The 19,794-nt window shown below is 43.6% G+C and carries 18 protein-coding genes and 2 pseudogenes; 7 read left to right on the top strand and 13 right to left on the bottom strand.

Going from position 1 to position 19,794, the window contains the following annotated elements; genetic code table 11:
• Nucleotides 1–127: 127 nt before the first annotated feature.
• The 6 genes and pseudogenes from AC3RCL_RS05365 to AC3RCL_RS05340 form a co-directional block, all read right to left on the bottom strand.
• Nucleotides 128–3,472, bottom strand: a complete 3,345-nt coding sequence (locus AC3RCL_RS05365) for an S-layer homology domain-containing protein (protein ID WP_492534743.1) — start codon at nucleotides 3,470–3,472, stop codon at nucleotides 128–130.
• Between the two features lie 392 nt (nucleotides 3,473–3,864).
• Complete coding sequence (locus AC3RCL_RS05360; RefSeq protein WP_012819224.1) at nucleotides 3,865–4,332, bottom strand: hypothetical protein; 468 nt, start codon at nucleotides 4,330–4,332, stop codon at nucleotides 3,865–3,867.
• Nucleotides 4,333–4,377: 45 nt separating this feature from the next.
• Nucleotides 4,378–4,613 (bottom strand): annotated as a pseudogene (locus AC3RCL_RS05355) (SPASM domain-containing protein); the annotation flags it as partial.
• 288 nt (nucleotides 4,614–4,901) lie between these two features.
• A complete protein-coding gene (locus tag AC3RCL_RS05350; protein ID WP_041621933.1) occupies nucleotides 4,902–5,330 on the bottom strand; it encodes a hypothetical protein in 429 nt (142 codons plus the stop codon).
• The gene (locus tag AC3RCL_RS05345; protein ID WP_012819222.1) at nucleotides 5,327–6,931 is read right to left on the bottom strand and encodes a hypothetical protein; all 1,605 of its coding nucleotides are present in this window, start codon (nucleotides 6,929–6,931) and stop codon (nucleotides 5,327–5,329) included. The genes AC3RCL_RS05350 and AC3RCL_RS05345 overlap by 4 nt, the downstream gene beginning before the upstream one ends.
• Before the next feature lie 428 nt (nucleotides 6,932–7,359).
• Nucleotides 7,360–7,620, bottom strand: a complete 261-nt coding sequence (locus AC3RCL_RS05340; protein ID WP_397359872.1) for a helix-turn-helix domain-containing protein — start codon at nucleotides 7,618–7,620, stop codon at nucleotides 7,360–7,362.
• A gap of 291 nt (nucleotides 7,621–7,911) precedes the next feature.
• On the opposite strand from AC3RCL_RS05340, the gene AC3RCL_RS05335 reads away from it, so the two are divergent.
• The 4 genes and pseudogenes from AC3RCL_RS05335 to AC3RCL_RS05320 all read left to right on the top strand — a co-directional run.
• A complete protein-coding gene (locus AC3RCL_RS05335) occupies nucleotides 7,912–8,538 on the top strand; it encodes a hypothetical protein (RefSeq protein WP_012819221.1) in 627 nt (208 codons plus the stop codon).
• Between the two features lie 150 nt (nucleotides 8,539–8,688).
• A complete protein-coding gene (locus tag AC3RCL_RS05330; RefSeq protein WP_012819220.1) occupies nucleotides 8,689–9,300 on the top strand; it encodes a zinc metalloprotease in 612 nt (203 codons plus the stop codon).
• 14 nt (nucleotides 9,301–9,314) lie between these two features.
• Entirely contained in the window at nucleotides 9,315–9,917 is a 603-nt protein-coding gene (locus tag AC3RCL_RS05325; protein ID WP_012819219.1) for a hypothetical protein, read from the top strand.
• Nucleotides 9,918–10,117: 200 nt separating this feature from the next.
• Nucleotides 10,118–10,372, top strand: a pseudogene (locus AC3RCL_RS05320) (helix-turn-helix transcriptional regulator); the annotation flags it as partial.
• 78 nt (nucleotides 10,373–10,450) lie between these two features.
• Here AC3RCL_RS05320 and AC3RCL_RS05315 read toward each other — a convergent pair.
• The 5 genes from AC3RCL_RS05315 to AC3RCL_RS05295 form a co-directional block, all read right to left on the bottom strand.
• Nucleotides 10,451–10,612: a hypothetical protein gene (locus AC3RCL_RS05315; RefSeq protein WP_186326494.1), complete on the bottom strand. Its 162-nt coding sequence runs from the start codon at nucleotides 10,610–10,612 to the stop codon at nucleotides 10,451–10,453.
• A 634-nt stretch (nucleotides 10,613–11,246) separates the two neighbouring features.
• A complete protein-coding gene (locus AC3RCL_RS05310; protein ID WP_012819217.1) occupies nucleotides 11,247–11,411 on the bottom strand; it encodes a hypothetical protein in 165 nt (54 codons plus the stop codon).
• A 527-nt stretch (nucleotides 11,412–11,938) separates the two neighbouring features.
• Nucleotides 11,939–12,292 carry a hypothetical protein gene (locus AC3RCL_RS05305; protein ID WP_012819216.1) on the bottom strand — a complete coding sequence of 118 codons (354 nt, stop codon included), beginning with the start codon at nucleotides 12,290–12,292 and terminating at the stop codon, nucleotides 11,939–11,941.
• A gap of 9 nt (nucleotides 12,293–12,301) precedes the next feature.
• Entirely contained in the window at nucleotides 12,302–13,249 is a 948-nt protein-coding gene (locus tag AC3RCL_RS05300; protein WP_492534742.1) for a WXG100 family type VII secretion target, read from the bottom strand.
• Between the two features lie 323 nt (nucleotides 13,250–13,572).
• Nucleotides 13,573–14,088: a DUF4241 domain-containing protein gene (locus tag AC3RCL_RS05295; RefSeq protein WP_492534741.1), complete on the bottom strand. Its 516-nt coding sequence runs from the start codon at nucleotides 14,086–14,088 to the stop codon at nucleotides 13,573–13,575.
• A gap of 230 nt (nucleotides 14,089–14,318) precedes the next feature.
• Between AC3RCL_RS05295 and guaD the strand changes: the two genes are divergently transcribed.
• A complete protein-coding gene (gene guaD / locus AC3RCL_RS05290; protein ID WP_492534740.1) occupies nucleotides 14,319–15,683 on the top strand; it encodes a guanine deaminase in 1,365 nt (454 codons plus the stop codon).
• 57 nt (nucleotides 15,684–15,740) lie between these two features.
• Nucleotides 15,741–17,093 (top strand): uracil-xanthine permease family protein, encoded by a 1,353-nt coding sequence (locus AC3RCL_RS05285; RefSeq protein WP_492534739.1) that lies wholly within the window; start codon nucleotides 15,741–15,743, stop codon nucleotides 17,091–17,093.
• Between the two features lie 148 nt (nucleotides 17,094–17,241).
• Here AC3RCL_RS05285 and AC3RCL_RS05280 read toward each other — a convergent pair whose 3' ends face one another.
• Nucleotides 17,242–17,667 carry a DUF6157 family protein gene (locus tag AC3RCL_RS05280; RefSeq protein ID WP_492534738.1) on the bottom strand — a complete coding sequence of 142 codons (426 nt, stop codon included), beginning with the start codon at nucleotides 17,665–17,667 and terminating at the stop codon, nucleotides 17,242–17,244.
• 222 nt (nucleotides 17,668–17,889) lie between these two features.
• Here AC3RCL_RS05280 and AC3RCL_RS05275 point away from each other — a divergent pair, with 222 nt between their 5' ends.
• Nucleotides 17,890–18,759 (top strand): helix-turn-helix transcriptional regulator, encoded by an 870-nt coding sequence (locus tag AC3RCL_RS05275; protein ID WP_492534737.1) that lies wholly within the window; start codon nucleotides 17,890–17,892, stop codon nucleotides 18,757–18,759.
• An 81-nt stretch (nucleotides 18,760–18,840) separates the two neighbouring features.
• On the opposite strand, the gene AC3RCL_RS05270 is transcribed toward AC3RCL_RS05275, so the two are convergent.
• Nucleotides 18,841–19,500 (bottom strand): hypothetical protein, encoded by a 660-nt coding sequence (locus AC3RCL_RS05270; RefSeq protein ID WP_492534736.1) that lies wholly within the window; start codon nucleotides 19,498–19,500, stop codon nucleotides 18,841–18,843.
• Nucleotides 19,501–19,794 lie beyond the last annotated feature (294 nt).

Genomic DNA, 19,794 nt, shown 5'->3' with positions numbered 1-19,794 from the left:
TAGTAAACCTGCTATTTTTTTATACTATACTATGTTACGAGTCTACGAATAGGCTCCCTTACGGAATAAACGCAAAAAAACGCGCACATTCTCGGTTGGAATGTGCGCGCCAGCTATTCGGCTGCAATCAGTTCATGAAATTCAAGTAGAGCAGCATTCGGTTTAAGAGAACGGTGCTTTGGGCGCGCGTGGCAAACGCCTGCGGAGCGAACGCAGCCTTCCCGCCCCCTTCGATCATGCCCGCGGCCAACAGGTCGGCAGCCGATCTCTTGGCCCACTCGGATACCTGGGCATGGTCCGAGAAGCGTTCCAACGCAGAGGCATCCTGCGACGGAAGCTCACCGGCATATCGGATGGCTCTGCCCAGCATCACCGCCACCTGCTCTCTCGTGACCACAGCGTCCGGTCGGAACGAACCGTCGGCGTAGCCTTCAATCAAACCAGCCGCGGATGCGGCCCCTATCGCACCGGCATACCAAACTTCGTTCGGCCCCACGTCCGAATAGGAAGCTAGCTGCGGTTTCTCGGCCAGTCCGAGCGCACGCACGAGCATCGCGACGAACTCGGCGCGGGTCACCGTACGGTTAGGATCAAACGTGCCGTCAGCCGATCCGTTCACGATCAGCTTGTTCGCCATCCGCTCGATGTCGCTTTGCGCCCAATGTCCCTGGATATCCCCGAAGGTTCGGTTGGAGCGAACCGCGGTGAACACGCCATTATATGCGTCATAAAAAGTCGCTGTCTCTCCTTCAAAAACGGAAGGGACGAAGCGCGGCTTCCCTGCGCCATCCACCCGCACGACGGTGGAATGGTCGGGTTCTGTCGCACCGTCCATTAAGAATGTGCGCTCCAAATACGTACCTTCCGCTTCGATTTTTACATTGCCGTCGCTGTATAGCTCAAAAATCGTCGGCCTAGCCAGCATGTCATAACCTTGACGGGTCAATTCCTCTTCCAGCTCACGGCTTGCAGAATCCGTCATTCTCGCAATGACAACCGTTACGGTCGCTCGGTTCGGGAGGTCGCTTAGCACGTGCAGCGGAACGCTGTAGCTTGCCCCGTTCACCCCAATCCGAATGGCTGCATTCGGCTTCGCCGCAAGGAGAACCTGCAGCGCTTCAGCCGGAAGATCGACCTTCACCACCGGATCCTCATTGTCGATGTCGATGACGATATCCTCCCCGCCAGCGGCCCATGACCGAACCAGATCGGAGTCCGGTATCAGTCTCAGAACGGTGCGCCCGTCATGCTCCTGCTCTTTTTTGGCGGTTACCCGAACTTGTTTGCCGTTGATCGTTACGATCTTTCTTGGGTCCGGCGCAGGGGAAGGGGCAGGAACCGGAACCCAGCTATAGGATGGGGATTCCGGTTCTGGGGTATAGGCAGCTCTCAGATCGATGCGCCCTACGTCGACCGTCTCCCCAGCTAAGACATTTACGGTTGTCGCATAATCGTTATACGTCGCTGCTGTCACTGTGAGTTCATGGCGGCCTGCCGCTACGTTATTCAGCGCAAATCTCCCCTCGGCGTCGGTCATATCCTTCATTCCGCCCACCGATACCGCTGCACCGGCCAGCGGTGTATTCCCTGTACCGTAGACTGCGCCGGTCACCGTCCCCGTATCCGTTGGAGCCGGATGTACCGTCACTGCTGCGGTGGCCGTGAACCCGCCGTCGATTGTCGTCACCGTAACGACCGCCGTACCTTCAGCGACCGGCGTCACCTCACCGCTCTGATCCACCTGGGCGACGCTTGAATCGCTGGAACTCCAGGATACCGCCTGATTCGTCGCATTCGCCGGCAAAAGGACGGATGTCAGCTTCTGTGAAGCACCTCCTGCCGTAAGGGTCAGAGTCGTCTGATCCAGACTCACCCCCGTAACGGGGATTGTGTTACGAATATGGCTCGCTTCCACTTGGATAACGCTCCACGCTTGGATGCGCTGCTGTGCATCCAGTTCAAATACCTGGAGATATTGACCCGGGATTGGATCCACAATGTCCGTACCTAACGAATACAAGGCTGCTTCGCCAGGCAGAGCATCTCCCAATAGGGGACGCTCACCGGCATCTGGCCCGAGCAAATAAGCAAACGTATGCCCCGAATTACCCGGAACCGCCGTCACGCTCGTCGAACCGTTCGCGCTGCCTGGACGAATAGCAAGCCCGTCGATGTCCGGTGCCGGTTCATCCACATACAGAGTTAAGACTGCGCTAACGGTGTTCTGGCCCGCATCGGTCACAGAAACTGTAACCGGGAACGTACCACTCACCGTAGGTCTGCCTTTGAGCATGCCGTGATCCGTCAACGCTAGGCCGTCAGGAAGTCCGGAGGCGTTCCAAGTCAAGCCCCCCCTTGCGCCGTCGAAAGCTTCAAGGACCAAGGAATAAGGGGTGTCCTTGTCCGCCCGCGGTAAATCGGTTGACAAAATGTCCGGACGAAAATAAGGATATCCGCCATTAATACCGGCATCGACGGTCCAGATATCGGTGAAATCCCAGCCTTGGTAATTGGATGCTTCCCTCATTTCGTTGGTCGTAAGGCCCGTGAGATGAGGTGAGACTATGATATCCCCAACCCCCACGCCAATGGTTTGGCCCGATGCTGTGTTATTGTAATATGAGGCGTCGATGGATGAATACGTCACGATTCCGATAAAACCGCCCACCGTGTAATAGGTGACGCTTCCGGATTGCATGATTGCAGTTGAAGAATAACTATTGGTGATCGTTCCGTATATCATTTGTCCGGCCAATCCGCCCCCAAAGAAAAAGTGATCGCCACCCGAATTGGTCACCGTTCCTGTGGCATAAGAGTCACTAATGGAGCCTGCACCTTGGGAACCGACAAGCCCTCCGGCATATTGGTTGGAGGCATCGCCGCTTTTGACGGCAGCGGTTGAAGATGAGCGAAGAATGGTCGAATCGCCATTGGCCGCCCCGGCCAAGCCGCCTGCTACGCTCACGCCTCCGTAACCAGTAATATTGCCGCTCGCAACAGAGCCCTGCGAATGTGAGTTGATGATGTTACCGCCCAACAGATGGCCCACCAATCCGCCGGCATAGCTGCCGCCATTGACTTGTGCGGAAATGCTTAGATTACGAACGGTCCCCGATACGCGGCCGAAAAAGCCGACATATTGCAGAGCTCCTCCATCGATGGTGAGACCTTCGATCCTGTGTCCCCTTCCGTCAAAAATACCGCTGAAGACGGTCGCTTCATCGGCTATGGGCACCCAATCGTATCCGGACATATCGATGTCGCCGGTCAATCGGATATTCCGATCCAGGTAAGACGCTTGATTCCGATTGATATAAGCCAGTTCTTCAGTGGTCCCGACCCACACCCAACCGTCCGCTTCAACCGGAACCGAGTTGTTACCAGCCCGGACCACCGGCTGAGCGGAAGCCAAGGGAGCAAGCACCATCGAAAAAATGAGCGTTACTGCCAGCATAATGGACATTTTTTTCATAAACAGGTTTCTCCTTTGCATCAGTACAATCATCGATGAGTCATAGAAACACGACGTGATCTGATAAATTTCAACATCTTTAATTAAGTGTAATATAACAATGGAACAGAGACTGTCTCAATTTTGTTTCAAGTTCATAGGAAGGGGCTGTCATAACGAAAAACCGAGCGAATACAGGGAACGGCCCTGCGTTTTCGCTCGGTTAAGATATATGTGTGAGGGACCATCACTTTTGTGAAGAATTCCGCTAATCGATCAACTTAAAATAAAGGAATATGTAATCATTCCTACTACTAGTGATCCCTTACTATCTAAAACGGGTGATGCCATAGTTTGGACTTTGTTTCATTCTTTCATGAATCACTCTTAAAGTAAGTCCTTGTAAAAATGAACTATATCATATTTACCCAACTTAAACTCTCCAAAAGTCTTCTATCAATGCATGACTCTTCTATCACTGAAAAATCGTCTGAATTGTTGTGAAGTCCATGCGATAGTATAATTTTCTTCCCATTATCCATAATCATCTCAACACCAACCTCATTAGGTAATTCAGCTAGAATTGCATTTTGTGGATCACGCTTAATAATATTAACCTGCATTAATTTCTGTCCTACGATTTGGCTCCAATAAGAAGTGCTATATTGTTTATCCAAGGCATTAATAGGATAGAGTTCGGCATCACTTTCAATAGAGTCAACAGTTATGTAGCCTGTATCATCTTTTTCAACCCATATAATAACGGAGTTTTGAGATGGGTCACTTGCTACTCCTATTACCAACCCTGATTGAAAATACATAAGCAATGGTCCTGCGGTTAATGAGAATACATCTTCTTGTTCAATCTCACATTGCTCCATTGCAGCACTACTCTCCCACCAGCTAAATCTAAAAAAACGATCCTGTTACGGATCGTTTTTTATCATGTACTTGGCTAAGAATGCAGTCAGGCTAAACGCCAAATCTCTGTGGAAATTGCGTTTTCTGCATAACTCCTCTTCAGCTTCCCGGCGTGAGAATCCATCCACGAGGTTGTTCGCCCGCTCATCGTCAACGATATCCGAGAACGACTTCGGATATTGCCCGAATTAATGACTCCTTCCCCATCCAGACAACACGGCATGACCGTTCCCTCCACCAATACTATTTCATGTACAATCAGAATGTAACGGAACCAGCCGCTCAATAAAGGGGGATCTATGTCAAAAAAGATGTGATTGGAGGGGCCGCTGGTTAGCGGTTAATTGCCGACTCACATCTTTTTTGGTGGTAGTTGTATTAAAGAGTTTCTTCTTTCGGAGGGCCATTGATGCGTTATACTGTTGCCTCGTATATGCATAGAATCGTAAATTATTTCTATTTAATTTTTATCCAATTTCAAGAAAATCATGTATTTATTACTGCCCAGCCATTGCTCCGGCTAAAATTATTATTTTATTGATTTTCTTAAATTTAGTAATTTAACAACGAGAGCAATAAGATAAAGGAATATAATGATACTAATAAATGAACTTAATGTATTAATTACAGTATATTTTTCAAATAATAATAATAATAATTTTTCTCCAATATCACCACGTGTTGTTATAGAGATACCATAACTAATCTCCTTTATCTTGAAATTACTCCAAAAGGAAACTCCAATTGACAAAATATTCAACAAAAATACAAATCCCACCATATAACAAACATTTCTAGAAACCGAAATAAAATCTGATATTCTATTTTTATTTACCCAAAAAAGAATCAATAATGATATTAGTATCAAGAACTTTATAAAAGGAAAAATGTTCAATAGAGAGAGAAAATAAATTAAAGAAAATGAGGAAAGCAATATTAAAAATCCATTTTGTTTCATTGATAATCCTCTCCTTCATTAATAATTCTAATAGAACTTGCTGCAATTGCCAGTTTAATTAAATTTTCATTTGATTCTTCATTAAGAAAAGAAATTAAAAAGTTGTATGTTTTTTCTGGATAATTCATCTTGAGGAACTTGGAAAGCTTTATAAAGTAATAAGTATCTGCAATAGGTTCTCCATTCGTGTTTATTATAGCACCTTTGCTGTCTAGAAAAGAATTAATTAACTTATTTAACTGTTCCTGATCTATAGGTTCCCAATTTCCGGATATTTTTTTTAGTGAATAAAGATAATATATATCAAGAAATGTCTTGTTTTTTTGCTGAGACAGTTCATTAATAATTCTCTCGGATTCATTTTTAATTTTGTTAGGGAGATTAATATATTCTAATTCAGTAGCTATAGTTATTGTTATTATAGCATCGATTACCATGGGGTTAATTTCGTGTTGTTCAAAATTATTAATTTTATTAATGATAATACCTTTTATAGTATTGAGAGCTTCTTTATTTCCTATCACTTTGTAGCTCAATGCTAAGGTCCTTAAATTATTTATATCAGGAAGATGTAATTTATCCTTTTCTAGTAACATTGTTAATTTCCGGTTTAGAAATTCATTTATACTTTCCAGATCTAATTCATCTAACTGATCATAATACGCCAATATTTCAAGCGAAAAATAAGTATTATCTAAGCTTAGTACATTTGATATTTCACCCCAAGCCTTATTCTGTATCAATAAAGAATTGAATCTCTTTGAGAATTTATTTTTTTGTTCATCGCTTATTGCATCAACATCTAAAGTAATTAAATAATACATTATTTGGGGGTCTATTGTTGAATCTAAGTTTATTAGTTGGTTGAAACTTTCTGATACAAATCCTCTATTTATGCTTACTTCTCCCCAGATCTCTCCCATATTATTAATATAGTATGCGTCAACTATACTTTTATAATCTAAATTATTTATTGTTAAGGTGTAATTATTTTTATTAAAAATTTCTTTATCTATATCCACATAGGAATATAAATAGTATTTATTAAATAATGATAATTTATCAACATTCTCTACTAAATACGAAAAATATGATTTAAACCACTTTTCGTCAGTAGGCTGATCCATTAATTGGTATATGCCAAACAACTTGCTGTATATAGTAATATTCTTATCATTTATTGCACCATTTTCCCTCTCCAGATCATCTAATGCTGATAATATTTTTGTTTTATAAGTTCCTTCAAGTGGGTATTTTAAAACTCTTAAAGCGTCTAAGTACATAATTATGCTTTCCTCAAGAGGCAAACCCGTTAGACCTATCCTATCTCGTTCAGATTCATTTGTAATATCTATATTTGAAATCCATCTTCCTATATGATCTTGGTGCTTTATTGGTAATGAAAGTTTGTCATAAATTTTTATTATCCAATAAGTATGATAGAAACTAATATTATTGTCATTTTTAAATGCGGAAATACCATCCAGTTCTACATATTGTTCCTCTAATAAATTATATATATACTTTGGAAAGTTCTCTGATTTTGAACAGCCAACGAAAATAAATGAAAATAATATAACTAATATAAGGCATTTTTTCATGGTTCACCTCGGTAATTGCTTATGTAATATGACATACTAGTTTAAGTACAGCTATACATTTGGTTTACACTACCCAGTGGAAACTTTAGACTTTCTTTTCCTAGCTATTGTAGTTTAGTCGTGTTTCAGTTGCTTACATATAAATTTATGGTCAATAACTCATAATCTACATCGCATAAATGGTCTGACCACAAACATAATATTTTACGGAATTTCAATACCCCCACCAAATATTACTATAAAAGCTACACAACTTTTTTTCTAAATGATGGCCTATTACCATCTTACATTCTACCGAATAAGATTGCGCTAATCGATTGTTTGATGATCTCTAATACAAAAAGAGGGCAAACAGGTTTAGTAACACATGTCGGTGTTATATGATCAGGTAAAAAATATAAGATGATCAAAGATCCTATTATTTACTTTTATGGCTTAAATGATTCATAGGATTCATACTGGCTCCAAAAAATGTAACCTGGTCTCATATTGATTAGTACTTTAGGATTTTTGGAGTCTTCTTCGATTTTCTTTCTTAGTCTACTAATATAAACATATAAATTTTGATCACTATAGCATATGTATTTATCTTGCATATAATCAATAATCTCTTCGACGAAAATACGTCTATTGTAATTATTAATAAAAAATAATAATAACTTATTTTCTGTTAAGGTTAGGCTAATCATCTTGTTATTCCTAACAATGTAATGGCCATTCAAATTGTAACTTAAATCCTTATTAATTCTGATAACAGCATTAGTGAAAGAAATACTTGATGTGTAGTTCAACACTACATCAGCCCCTTTATCTTGTTTTAGATTTCTTTCTGGAAATTACGACAATTACCTATTAAATTTTCCTTAGTTTAACATTTATAAATAAAAATTGAAACCTTACTATTTTGATATATTACAGATATTTACTTAAATCCCTATATTTTTTATAGTTAATTCGAATAAACTTAAGGAGGAGAAATAATGTTAAAAAAAATCAAGGTTTCTATTGTATTATTGTCATTAGTTTCAGCATTTACCTTTGTCTCTAGTTCATTTGCATCTAGTTCCCTTGACTACAGTTCCTCAGAGCCCAGTCCACTAATTTTAGATTCGGACTTGCCTGTTTCCACTCCGACAGAACCTAACTCGGAGGATCCCACTTTAACGGAGCCTAGCTCAGATCAGATCGATGAGAACAAGGCGGCACTTGCAGCCAATGGAAGTTGGAATTTGTATGGTACCCCTACACCTTCCTGCAACTGTATGTATGTAACTTCCCAAGGTGATATAACTCTTGAACCAACACGTCAAACAGTTAGATTTAGTGGATATGCTTCAACTGTGTGGTCAGGTGGGTACTCAGGTGATGTTACTATGAAGATTTGGGCGAAAACTTTAGTCACTTACGTAAATAGTAGCTCGACCAGCAGCACTCCTCATGAGTCTACGCAAACTAAAAATGGATCGAACCAAACCCTTGTCTCAGTAAATATTAGTGATACTTATAGCTCCTATTATTTATGGACAGCATCCGTACAAACCTCTGGTTGGGTTGATTTTGACGGGAAATATTTCCAAGCGACTGGTGTAGGAAACAGCGGAATCTAGTAATAGACTTAATAAAAAGATATACGAGAAAGTCAACTCGTATATCTTTTTTCATAACAGAAGCAGATTAATAAGTAAGTATTTCTATAATTTTCCAATAAATTAAATAATAAACATGAGACTCCTTATCTACGAATGGAGGAAAAACCTATGAAAAATAAATTTAGATACTGGGCCGTTATCTTGCTAAGTTGCATTGCAACGTTTACTTTTACCGTTATCGTGAGTGCTGAAACACATTCCTGGAAATGGGCCAATCTCAATTCCGACGGGGAAGCATATCTCTTAACCAACGGGGATAATTTGAACAGTAGCTACAGTGGTACTGCCTATACTAATGGTGTAAACTTGTGGAATAATAGCTCTGGAAATATTAGTATAGCATTGTCGAGTTTTAGTTACTCCAACGTGGATATATACTCTGTTACTGAAAGCACATGGAAACAAAACGGATGGGGAAGTGGCCTATTTGGCTGGGCACAAGTATATAATGAGGGATCTCCTTGTTTTACAGATCCCAATGCTACCGGGAATAAATGCTTTGGTAAGGTGAATTATGCCGGTATCTTCTTAAATGATGGAACAATGCCTGGGACTGCAGCGAGACGAAGCGCAATTATTGCTCATGAAATTGGCCATGTTGTTGGGCTAGCCCATACTCTTGCTAGTCCGGTGGTTACTCCATCCATTATGAATGCAGGTGTAACAAGCAACACGCCAACGAGTTATGATATTACTAACTTAAATGCGATTTATCGTTAAAGGGGGTTGAACGAATGTTCCGAAAACTTTCGATTACAATTTTAGCGTTAGGATTGAGTGTTTTTTTGGGCAACTGGGTGGGTTCAAACATTTTTACCGATTCCCAAATGGACGAGCATGCTACCGCACGAGTCATGACAAAGAGTCTGGAAGAAGAAATGTATTTCGTTGATTTGATTGTTAAAGGTACTATTATAGAGCAAAAAGAACCGTTCAGCAGAAACGCTGGATTACCTGAGAAAACAAATTTCAACTACGACGTCACACCTTCTATCGTTAAAGTTAAAGAAGTGATCTATGGCGAGTTAGATGAAGATATAATCACTTTTTTGCAGCACGGAACACAAAAAGAGAATAAAGAAACAAGATATCTATTACCGGATGAAGAAGTTATATTATTGCTAGTGAAGACTGATGATAATTATTATTGGTCTTATCAATTTGAAGATGGAATTTGGAGAGTCGAAAACGGTACGGTGGTATCTCAACAAAATAATGTGAATAGCTTCCTTAATGCTGATTCTACCATCAAACAACAACAAAATTACGACGTTGAGACTTTTATTGATAATATTAGACAAGCTGCTTTAAATAAAAAGCGTCCCGCAGATTTTTAACCTTTGTTTAATAACAATTAATACAAAACCATTGTCCTCTACTCTATGGATTGTGGTCAAGCCCCAATTTAGTAGACATTGAAAAAGCCCCTAGACTGCAAGCTGACGTCTGTATCTACCGGAGTCAGCTTGTTTAGCTTTCTCTGTGCCTCCACTTCGTTATAGTAGTGAATATATTACCGCAATACACCATGTACTGAGAAAAGATCAACATTCATGATCTCGTGGAAGAGCTTGGCTTAAGCGCATACTAGCTGAACCAGAAGTTCAAGGCTGAGACAAGCTATATCTTCAATGAATTTCTCAATCGCTACCCGATCCAGAAATCGATAGATTTACTGAAGTCAGGCGATAACAAAGTCTACACCATCGCGAAGGATATCGGATTTAGTGACTACAAGTATTTTATTAGCATCTTCAAAAAGTACGCCCACGTCACGCCAAGTCAGTATTAGGAGTATTTCGAGGACCATTGACTGCACACACCCTGCTGGGAATGAGAAGGGGTGTAAAATTTTTATCTATGATTGCTATCATTTATACAGCCGGTACATGAATAGCTCACCACTCATCGCCACCGCTTGCGCAAAGGCTTCCTTCACGTCTCGTCCCTGCTGAACGATCTCATAGAACAGCCGGAGAACGAACATCAGCGCATCGTTGCCGTCCGGATAGTCATCCGGCCCGATATACATCTTGCAGCCCCGCTCCAGGAAAGCGTTAGCCAGTGCTGGATCCCCCAGCGAGCAGCCGTTCCGATCACCGTCTTCCGTTCAGCTTCGCGTAACGCTGAATCTCGCTTGGCCCGAAGCCGCCCTGACGGCTTGGCTCTCCATATCGCAATCAGGTCCGACGACCTGAGCGACCTGCATAACTGGCTTACTCACTACCAAATCAACTCCTGACGACCATACTTGGATTTGGATTTAAAGCCTTATTATTGCTGGTGACATTTTCTTTTTCAAACAAGAGCATTTAAAACAACGACGACCTCTCCCCGATCGACCAAGAACTCAAACTATAATTACACTTTCTCCATATCATCCGCCATTGTTTATCATCCGACTCGACTTCAATCTCTTCCAGGTCCAGATTTGCTTCGCTAACCCAGCTTCTACCCAGTTGTATATAGTTGCTGTGAAGTTCAGAGGAATAACCCATTTCATCATATCCAGCATAAGTAATGGTATCGAATATCATGTATCCTCCTCTTTTTAACTGCTTTTGGCTTGTGTCCATGATTTGGATAAACTCATAATACGCTGCATTTTTCAACATGTCTTTTCTGTGATAATCCATAACAGCTTGCAACATTAGAGGTTCGATTGACTACCAATCATTATTTACTGTATCTATGCCATCACGGTCGGCGGTAATGGTCTGGATGATATCGTTAATAGCATAATGAAAAGCGACAATATCAAAAGAAGACTCAGGATAATATAAACCAATATTGGCGGCATCGTCCTCCACAACCTGTATGTTTATGTCCATTTCATTCGTTTTCTCCTGAAAATTTTGTGTCAGCTCCTTGTTGAGATTGGCCGTCACACCGGGGCAAGTTTAGCTCCATGAAGAGGTTCTGCCAAGATGCTGAATAATACAATTGAAGATATTCGAATACTTTCTCCTTGGATATGCTTATCGGCACTGCTAGTGTAAACGTGAATATAGCGCCTCTTTAACCAACGCTTGCGTCATTAGCTCACAAGGCCTTCGCGAATGAGCTGGTCGAGCTATTGACCCGAGAAATGAATTAAATGCAGTTTCTTATCAGCATCGGCAGCCAATATAAAACATTCTCTTCCCTGCATCCAAGCTTCTTCGAAGCCTAGGAAGCCATGCGATTAATGCAGCGATTCAAAGACATACGGATCATCGTGATTGGAACGATCGCCGGGCGGACATTTCCATGTCACGTCATTTTTTTGGGGGTGTTTTGGTGAGCAGAGGGTTTCGCTGCAGCTCTGCGAACAGTGAAAAGATGGAAGTACATCTCGAAAGGCATTCAAAATCTTCGTCTATACCTTCTCAACTGAAATTGATTTACAGACAATTTCAGCATTAAGAGGAGGCATTGTAATTTTACAATTTAGTAATTGATAACCTTCACTTTGAACATCTGTAACTTCGATATCTTGTAGAAAATAAGGAATTTGTGGTCTAGTCAACTCTCTTAAAGGTTTTGTCCTATCATCTACATTTGTAATAAAGGAAAATTTAGAACATCCCGTAAAGGACAATTTGACGTCACACTCTGTGTCCTCAAAAATAAGTATTAATTCGTCGCCAAAAAAACTCGAATCAAATTTTAGTACTCTAGCATCCCAGTAATGCATTGCTTCAATCTTACCCAGGATTTCTTCAGCTTTCACTGTATCACCTCATTTTTTATATGGAATATGAGCATCAGGACTTTTTCTGTCAACCACATTCAGACTAACATCGATTGAGTTACCACTTTCATCAAACAAATGAACATGGTCATATTTGGTGACTTTATCAGGTGGGTCGATTCTCATGCGTATATTTCCGTTTACATCTCGAATATGAACAAAACCGTTATTATCAGTATACTCCCAGTCCTTTGGTAAGCTATCCAAGATTTCCTTCTTGGACATATTAGGAATGCTTTCAGCATTAATGTTTCCTGCGAAGTTGCGGATAGAGTTACCCTTACCCTCAACCTTCCCCCCATCCCCACCCGAATCATGCTTCAGGTGCGGGTGGGTCTTCACGCCGATCCGGCGTGTGGCCAAGCCGGCCAGGATCATGGCAGCCTGCTGCCCCATATAATTGGACGCGCCACCCGACGCCTCGACGTCTGCCGCGAATTTCTCCCGGGTATCGGCATCAAAAATCATTTTGCCTCCCCAGACCGCCGTGTCGATGATCTCTTCCGCCGTCCCGATAGTTGCATTATAGGCCATGTCCTTAGCAGTGCCAAGCGGGTCTTCTACCAAGGACGTAGCCGTATCCTTTACCGAATTTGCTACGGATTTCGCCCCGGTCTGCAGCCCCTGCCAGAAGTCCCCTGCATGGTCCCAGAACGTTTTGGGCTCGTTCGCAGCGCTCGCTGCCGATGCCGCAATCATGAGATCTTCACGCATATCAGCTGAGATGAACCGGAAAGCAATGGCCTTCAATTCCTGGCCGATGATTCGTAGATGCTCAATCGTTTTATTCATTTCGCCATGGGCACGCTGAAAATCTTCGAAAAACCGCGAACGTGTCGTTCCTTCCCACGAAGACATCATATATGTAATCTGCTGGTCCAGCCGATTCTTGGTCGTTTCCAGTTCTTCCGCAGCCCTGGCGGCTTCCTCTGACACCCGAATCAATACCTCGGGCGGGACAAGTATTCTAGGCATTCGCATCCTCTCCAACGTTTCATTGGACCTTATTGTATCTATCTTCTAGGATATGGAAAAGGTTCCAGCGTCCTTCATATTGAAGGCATGGGAGTATGCCAGTTGGATGAAGCGAAGCCTTCATGCTTCCATATGGTACAGAAGCCCCAATATGCCTCTATTCTCTCTAGTATAGTGACAGGCTTGGTTGGCATCATGGTGTATCCCTAATAAAACAGCCATAAAAGGGTTACCTTCCATGACTGTTTATACTTGCTCTTATTCATTTTTCCGTTAGCGCTCGACTACTTCTTAATAAACACAATTTTCACGCCAACCACTTGATCCTGCTCATTCACGGCCTTATACACGCCGTATGCACCATCACCGATGCCGGTACGAGATACAACGCCCCCATCCAAGACACCCGCTTCTTCCCCGCTCTCGGTGATGTCGCAGCAGGCATAATACCAGTCCGTATCCGTGTCCGAGCTATCCGATGCTGAATTCGCATCCGGAATTCGGTACTTTTGAATATCAAAAATCCCCGCCTGTCCGCTATCCACTCCAGCCACAAAAGGACACTTGATCCACTCCAGGAATGCCCCTTGTTCTGCTACCGAGTGATGGTAAGCCGTCAGCTTGGCGTTGGCTTCGCCCCAGTCCGGGATCTCCACCTTCTCCACTTCCCCTACCCACGTTCCATTTAATATGGCTTCCAACACACCCATGATAATAATGTTCGTATCCAATTCATAACAAGGATCGGCCACAACCAATTGTCCGGAATTCACTTCAAAATGGCCCAGTTGAATGTTCAATGAAGATACCTCCAATAACAGCGTATGATGGTTCTATTTTAACACGTACAAATAATCAGACTCCATTTTCAACCTATCCCCTCATGATTCCACAACGACATCTCCTCAATCCTAGCAGTCACCTGATTTGTTCCACGCTCCATCTATTCGCCTTTAAACTATGGACATCTCTTTTTTAACGGACTATAATGACAAAAGCGCTCCAAAAAACGAACATTAAGGCGGTAAACATGAGTAAATATATGTTATTATTTCAAGGGACTTCTTTTTCAAGCAAATCTCCCAAAGAAATTCAAGTATTGAGAGACTATCTTTACTGCGTCAACATGGGCGGCATGATTGAGCGAGTCGTGGCACCGGAAGACGCCGACTATCAATCCTTGCTGGATACGTATCAAGGCACGGACAGCTTTCACCGACTAGAGGAAGGACAGTATTTCCTGCCTGGCTTTGTCGATTTGCATGTTCACGCCCCGCAATGGGCTCAATCCGGAACCGCATTGGACATTCCACTCTATGATTGGCTGAATACCTATACGTTCCCGCTGGAATCCAAATTCTCCGATCTGGAGTTTGCGCAAAAGGTTTACGACGATGTGGTAAGCACCCTGCTGGCCAACGGAACAACGACAGCCCTTTATTTTGCCACGGTGCATAAAGAAGCCAGTTTGTTGTTAGCCCAAATCTGTGCGAGCAAGGGCCAGCGCGGACTTGTCGGAAAGGTCGTCATGGACGACCCCGAGCAGAATCCGGATTACTACCGCGATGCGGACACATCCACGGCACTGGCGGATACGGAGGAATTTATCATCGCTGTACAGGAACTCGCCAAAACCACAAAACAAGGCGTGTATCCCGTCGTCACCCCACGCTTCATTCCAAGCTGTACGGATGAGGGGCTGAAGGGGTTAGGCGAGCTGGCAGCCAAATACGACACATATGTGCAGTCCCACTGCAGCGAAAGCGATTGGGCGCACGGGTATGTGAAAGATCGATTCCAGAAAAACGATGCGTTTGCCTTGCATGATTTTGGCCTGCTGCGCGATAAATCGGTCATGGCTCATTGTAATTTCCTTGATGATCAGGATGCTGAATTGTTCGCTGACACCGGCACCGCAATCGCCCATTGCCCGATATCCAACGCGTATTTCGCCAACAGCGTCATCCCGGTCGCCCGCTTCCATGCCAAAAAGGTCGAGATCGGTTTAGGCTCGGATCTATCCGGCGGCTTCTCGCCCAGTCTCTTCGATAATATAAGGCAAGCCGTGATGTCTTCGCGGATGCTGGAAGATGGCGTGAATACCTCCCTTCCTGCGGAAGCTCGCGGCGTACCCGAGTCGAGGATTACGGTCCATGAAGCATTCTATCTGGCTACGGCCGGGGGCGGCGAAAGTCTGAGCCTGCCGATCGGTCGCATTCAAGAAAACTACGCATGGGATGTGCAGGTGATCGATACGAGACTTCCATCCGCAAAGCTGCCGATTTTTGACGAGTTTGAAGACATACAAGATATTTTTCAGAAAATCATGTATCTGGCACGGCCTGAGCATATCCGCGAGGTGTGGGTGCAAGGGGAAAAGGTTCATACGCGTTAAGAATAATAGAGGTTGTTCAAAAAGCAATTCATCCTAACATTCGAGGTGTCCAGCGGAGTGAAAACACAAGCAGAAGAGCTAAATGACACGCAAACAAAAACACAGCATTTAACGGTTCCCCCCGACGGCAAAATATCTTTCGGGAAATCCGCCATTCTCGGTTTACAGCATGTCGTCGCGATGGACGTCTATGTCGTCCCTTTCCTGATTGCCATGTTAATCGGCTTAGCGCCTAATCAGTCCAGCGCATTGATTCAATCCACGTTTATTGCGGCCGGGCTTGCCACGATCGTGCAAACGTATTTCTGTATGAAGCTGCCGATGGCGCAGGGGCCTTCCTATGTTCCACTCGGCGCGATTGTCGCGATATATGCCGCCAGCGGCGGCGGAGAGATGGGTTGGAGTTCCGTGCTGGGCGCGAGCTTGATTGGTGCGATCCTCGTGATTATTTTGGGGTATACGGGAATCTTCAATAAAATCGTTACTTCCTTCATCCCGCCCATTGTCGGGGGTACGATCATCTTCATCGTCGGTCTGTCGTTATTACCTGTTGCTATTCGAGACAATATCTACGGTGCCACGGACGCTACCATCAATCAGAACGTGCTACTGGCCTTGATCTCGGCGGCTGCACTCATTCTGTTCGTGATCCTGGGTTCTTTGTTCCGCACGAGAGGCGCGATATTCCGCGTTACGTCTGTAATGGTCGCACTTATTATCGGGTGTATCTCGGCCAACTTTATGGGTGTGCTGGATTTCAGCGCTGTCGCAAACGCCAAATGGTTCAGCATGCCGCAGATTCCGTTTAAGGATTTTGGCTTCTCGTTCGACTTCTCGGCGATCATCACCATGATCATTATTTATCTCGTCCTGCTGGCAGAAACGACGGGTACATGGTTTGCCATCAGCAATGTCATTGATAAACCGTTAACCGATAAGAACATTAACCGTGGGGTGATTGGTGAAGGGATTAGCTGCCTGATTGCTTCCGGACTCGGCTCCACGCCGGTTACCGGCTATTCCACGAATGCAGGCATCATCTCCATCACGGGTGTGGCCAGTCGTCGGGTCTTCCTGGCGGTAGGCGGATGGTTTGTCCTCTTCGGCTGCTCTGGCAAATTGGCCGCATTGATCTCCTCGATCCCAACGGCTGTCATCGGCGGCGTATTCGCCATCGTCTGCGGCATCATCTCGATTAACGGGATCCAGGTCATGAAGAACGAAAAAATCGGGGAAAAAGAAATGTACATTATCGCCATCCCGATGATTTTGACGTTGGCGTTAGTGCTCATTCCTAAAGATTTCTTGTACACGCTGCCTACGTTCGTGCAGTATTTACTGGGCTCGCCGATTCTGGCTGCTTCGCTTGCAGCGATCCTGTTGAATAAATTGCTGCCTAGTGCAAAGTAAGTTGTAGAGCGAGGCAATTGTTATATGTAAGGTTTACGGAGCTGCCCCTAGAGAGACTACGTTTGTCGTAGGCTTTGGGGGTGGTTTTTTTTGTATATGGGGTACACTGATCAAATCAAACATGTGTTTACTGAACCTGTGATTGCACTCACCTCCTCTTGTTTCTCATCGCGGCTAGCAGCTTCACATTCCCATAGGCTCCTTCCACGAAGCGCCGATAATCAGGGGATTCCACCGAAACGATCGCGATTTGCCCCTTTGCATTGAAATGAATACCCCACCCGTATTTCTTCGGGAGCATCGATGCTCTCAAGCATGGTTGCGGCTTCATATAAAACTCGTCTCGAATCTGGTTCCCTCTCTCGGCTAACTCTGCCTCCGGAATGTTTTTGTGCCGGATATGCACTTCGTACAAGAGCTCCTTCTGGGTATAGCCATACGGATGATTCGTGATTAACTCAAACTCGATGCCCGGCTTGGTTTTTCCGTCTTTCTTGTCTGGCGGCTTCGTTCCAGTCTCAACGGGGCAATCTGCGGCAACGGTAATAAACGTATCATAGTAATTCCAATCCATTTTCGTTCCTCCTAATCCAATATGTATAGCACCGCTCATAACACATCGACTTATTTATAACCAATTATAACCCCTTATCCCTGACAGAATCGGTCAGTCATTCTGACCGTTTTTTCGTATTTCCCCCCCCTAATTCGCGGATTGCGAATTGCCTTCTAAGCGGTATAACGCGTGTGGTATACTTAGCACAAAAAATTAGAGCGCGTGACGAAGGGAGTTAGTATGAACCATCATAGGATAATAGAGCAAGCATTGATTCATATTGAGGAGAATTTAGAACAGCCTTTATCCGTGTCATCCGTTGCTCTTACTTTCAATATGTCTAAATATTATTTTCATAGGCTTTTTTCTGCCATGATGGGCTGTTCGTTAAATCAGTACATCCTATCTAGAAGATTGAATGCCGCTTTATCACTCATTCATAACAACAACTTGTCGCTAACCGATATTGCTTATCAGTTAGCCTTTGGTGCGCAAGCCTCATTCACCCGGGCATTCAAACAACATTACGGCGTAGCTCCAAGTTCGCTAAGAGCAGGGTTCAATAAAATCTCTCCGACTCCAATACCTAGTGTGGTTAAAAGACCATTTAAAAATATGAATGGTGATGTCGTCACGGATTTCACACTGACAGAGTTCAAAGAGACCCGAATAAGCGGGATTGCCTTTGAAGTAGATCTAGCCACTGATGATTACAAGAAGAAGATTCACTCCCATTCCAAAATGCTGTTGAATCATATTGATGACAACATAAATGGTTCTTGTTTTGTCATTTATTCAAACTGTCAACCCAATTCAACCCGGTTCAAGGTTCTGTTCGGAATCCCAAGTGACATTCAAATTCATGAACCCTTTTATTTCACGGTTGACGTACCGACTATTTTTTGTGCGAGGTTCAACTATTTTGGCGACCTGCTTGATATTGGAGAAGTGCTCAAAACAGACTATGCAAGATTCTTAAAGATTTCCAAGCAAGAGTCTGATCAATCGGATATTGAGCTTATCCAGGTTTTTAATGACGTCCACAATCTGGATTCAACCTACCATATCTATGCACCCATCAAGAAACTCCCTGACGATCTGGAAATTTAATGTTGCCCGAGGAGCCAAACCGTCAGAGGAACTATTATTTCATTCAAATAGGGAAGATCGAAGACATCTCTAATTCGATGCTTACTTACGTTCCGACCAAATAATATATCCGATCCATATAAGAGCAACTCCCATCGGTATCGCCAATGCCCGATCAAACGGATGGGGGATGATTGCGGCAGCAATGGTCACTACAGAAGCGAAGGCCAGCAGAATTGCTGCTGGGCGAGGGAAGACTCTGGCACGTAATGTGGCGATGCCTAGCAACAGACCTCCTAGCATATACAATACTCCCGCGAGCGGCGCTAATATTGGGAAGATCCCCAGATTAGCCTCGCTAACCGTTCCTCCAAAGAGCCCAGCCATTCCTTCCACAAACTTCTCAGCATCACTTGTCAACAACGGCAAAACGAATGCTTCGATGAAACTAAAAATGATTGAGATTAACCAGAACAGATTGAACAAAAGGAAACCGACCAAGCCAAGCCACCCCGTTTCTTTCGCTTGGCTTATATAGAATCCCGTAATTCCGATCAGGTTAAAGAGCGACATAGCCATAGTCAGGCATGCAACCACTACCCAAGAGTTTGTGTGCACAGAAGAAATATCATCTGTCGGGTGAATAAACTGAATGACGATATATAGTATCCCTGCTATTACTGCCATAAATCCTGACCACCGTCTGAGAACATGTGGTGTTATTATTGATTTACTTCCCTCTTTATTGTGCTCTATATTCACGATGATTCCTCCACTTCTAGGTATTAATAACAAGATCGCCAAGTCTTTTCTCGACATGACAGGTTTTCGACTCCAACCATCCATTGAGGTTATTTTGAATTTTTTTGCTACGGCCCCTTCCTTATTATGTTTGTCGAATATAACTTAACAAATAATAGCCTGCCCTTACTTTTCAAATCTTGCTGTAATTGGTGAAGGGATCGTAAGGAATCTTAAAACGAAAAAAAGCACCTCTCTCGAGATGCAAACGAATGTATAATATATTTCCCAAATCAAGACCGTAACAATATCAAC

This window comes from Paenibacillus sp. MT86 (assembly GCF_058792535.1).
The sequence above is the reverse complement of the archived record's forward strand: the minus strand, read 5'-3'. Positions and strand labels throughout refer to the sequence as shown.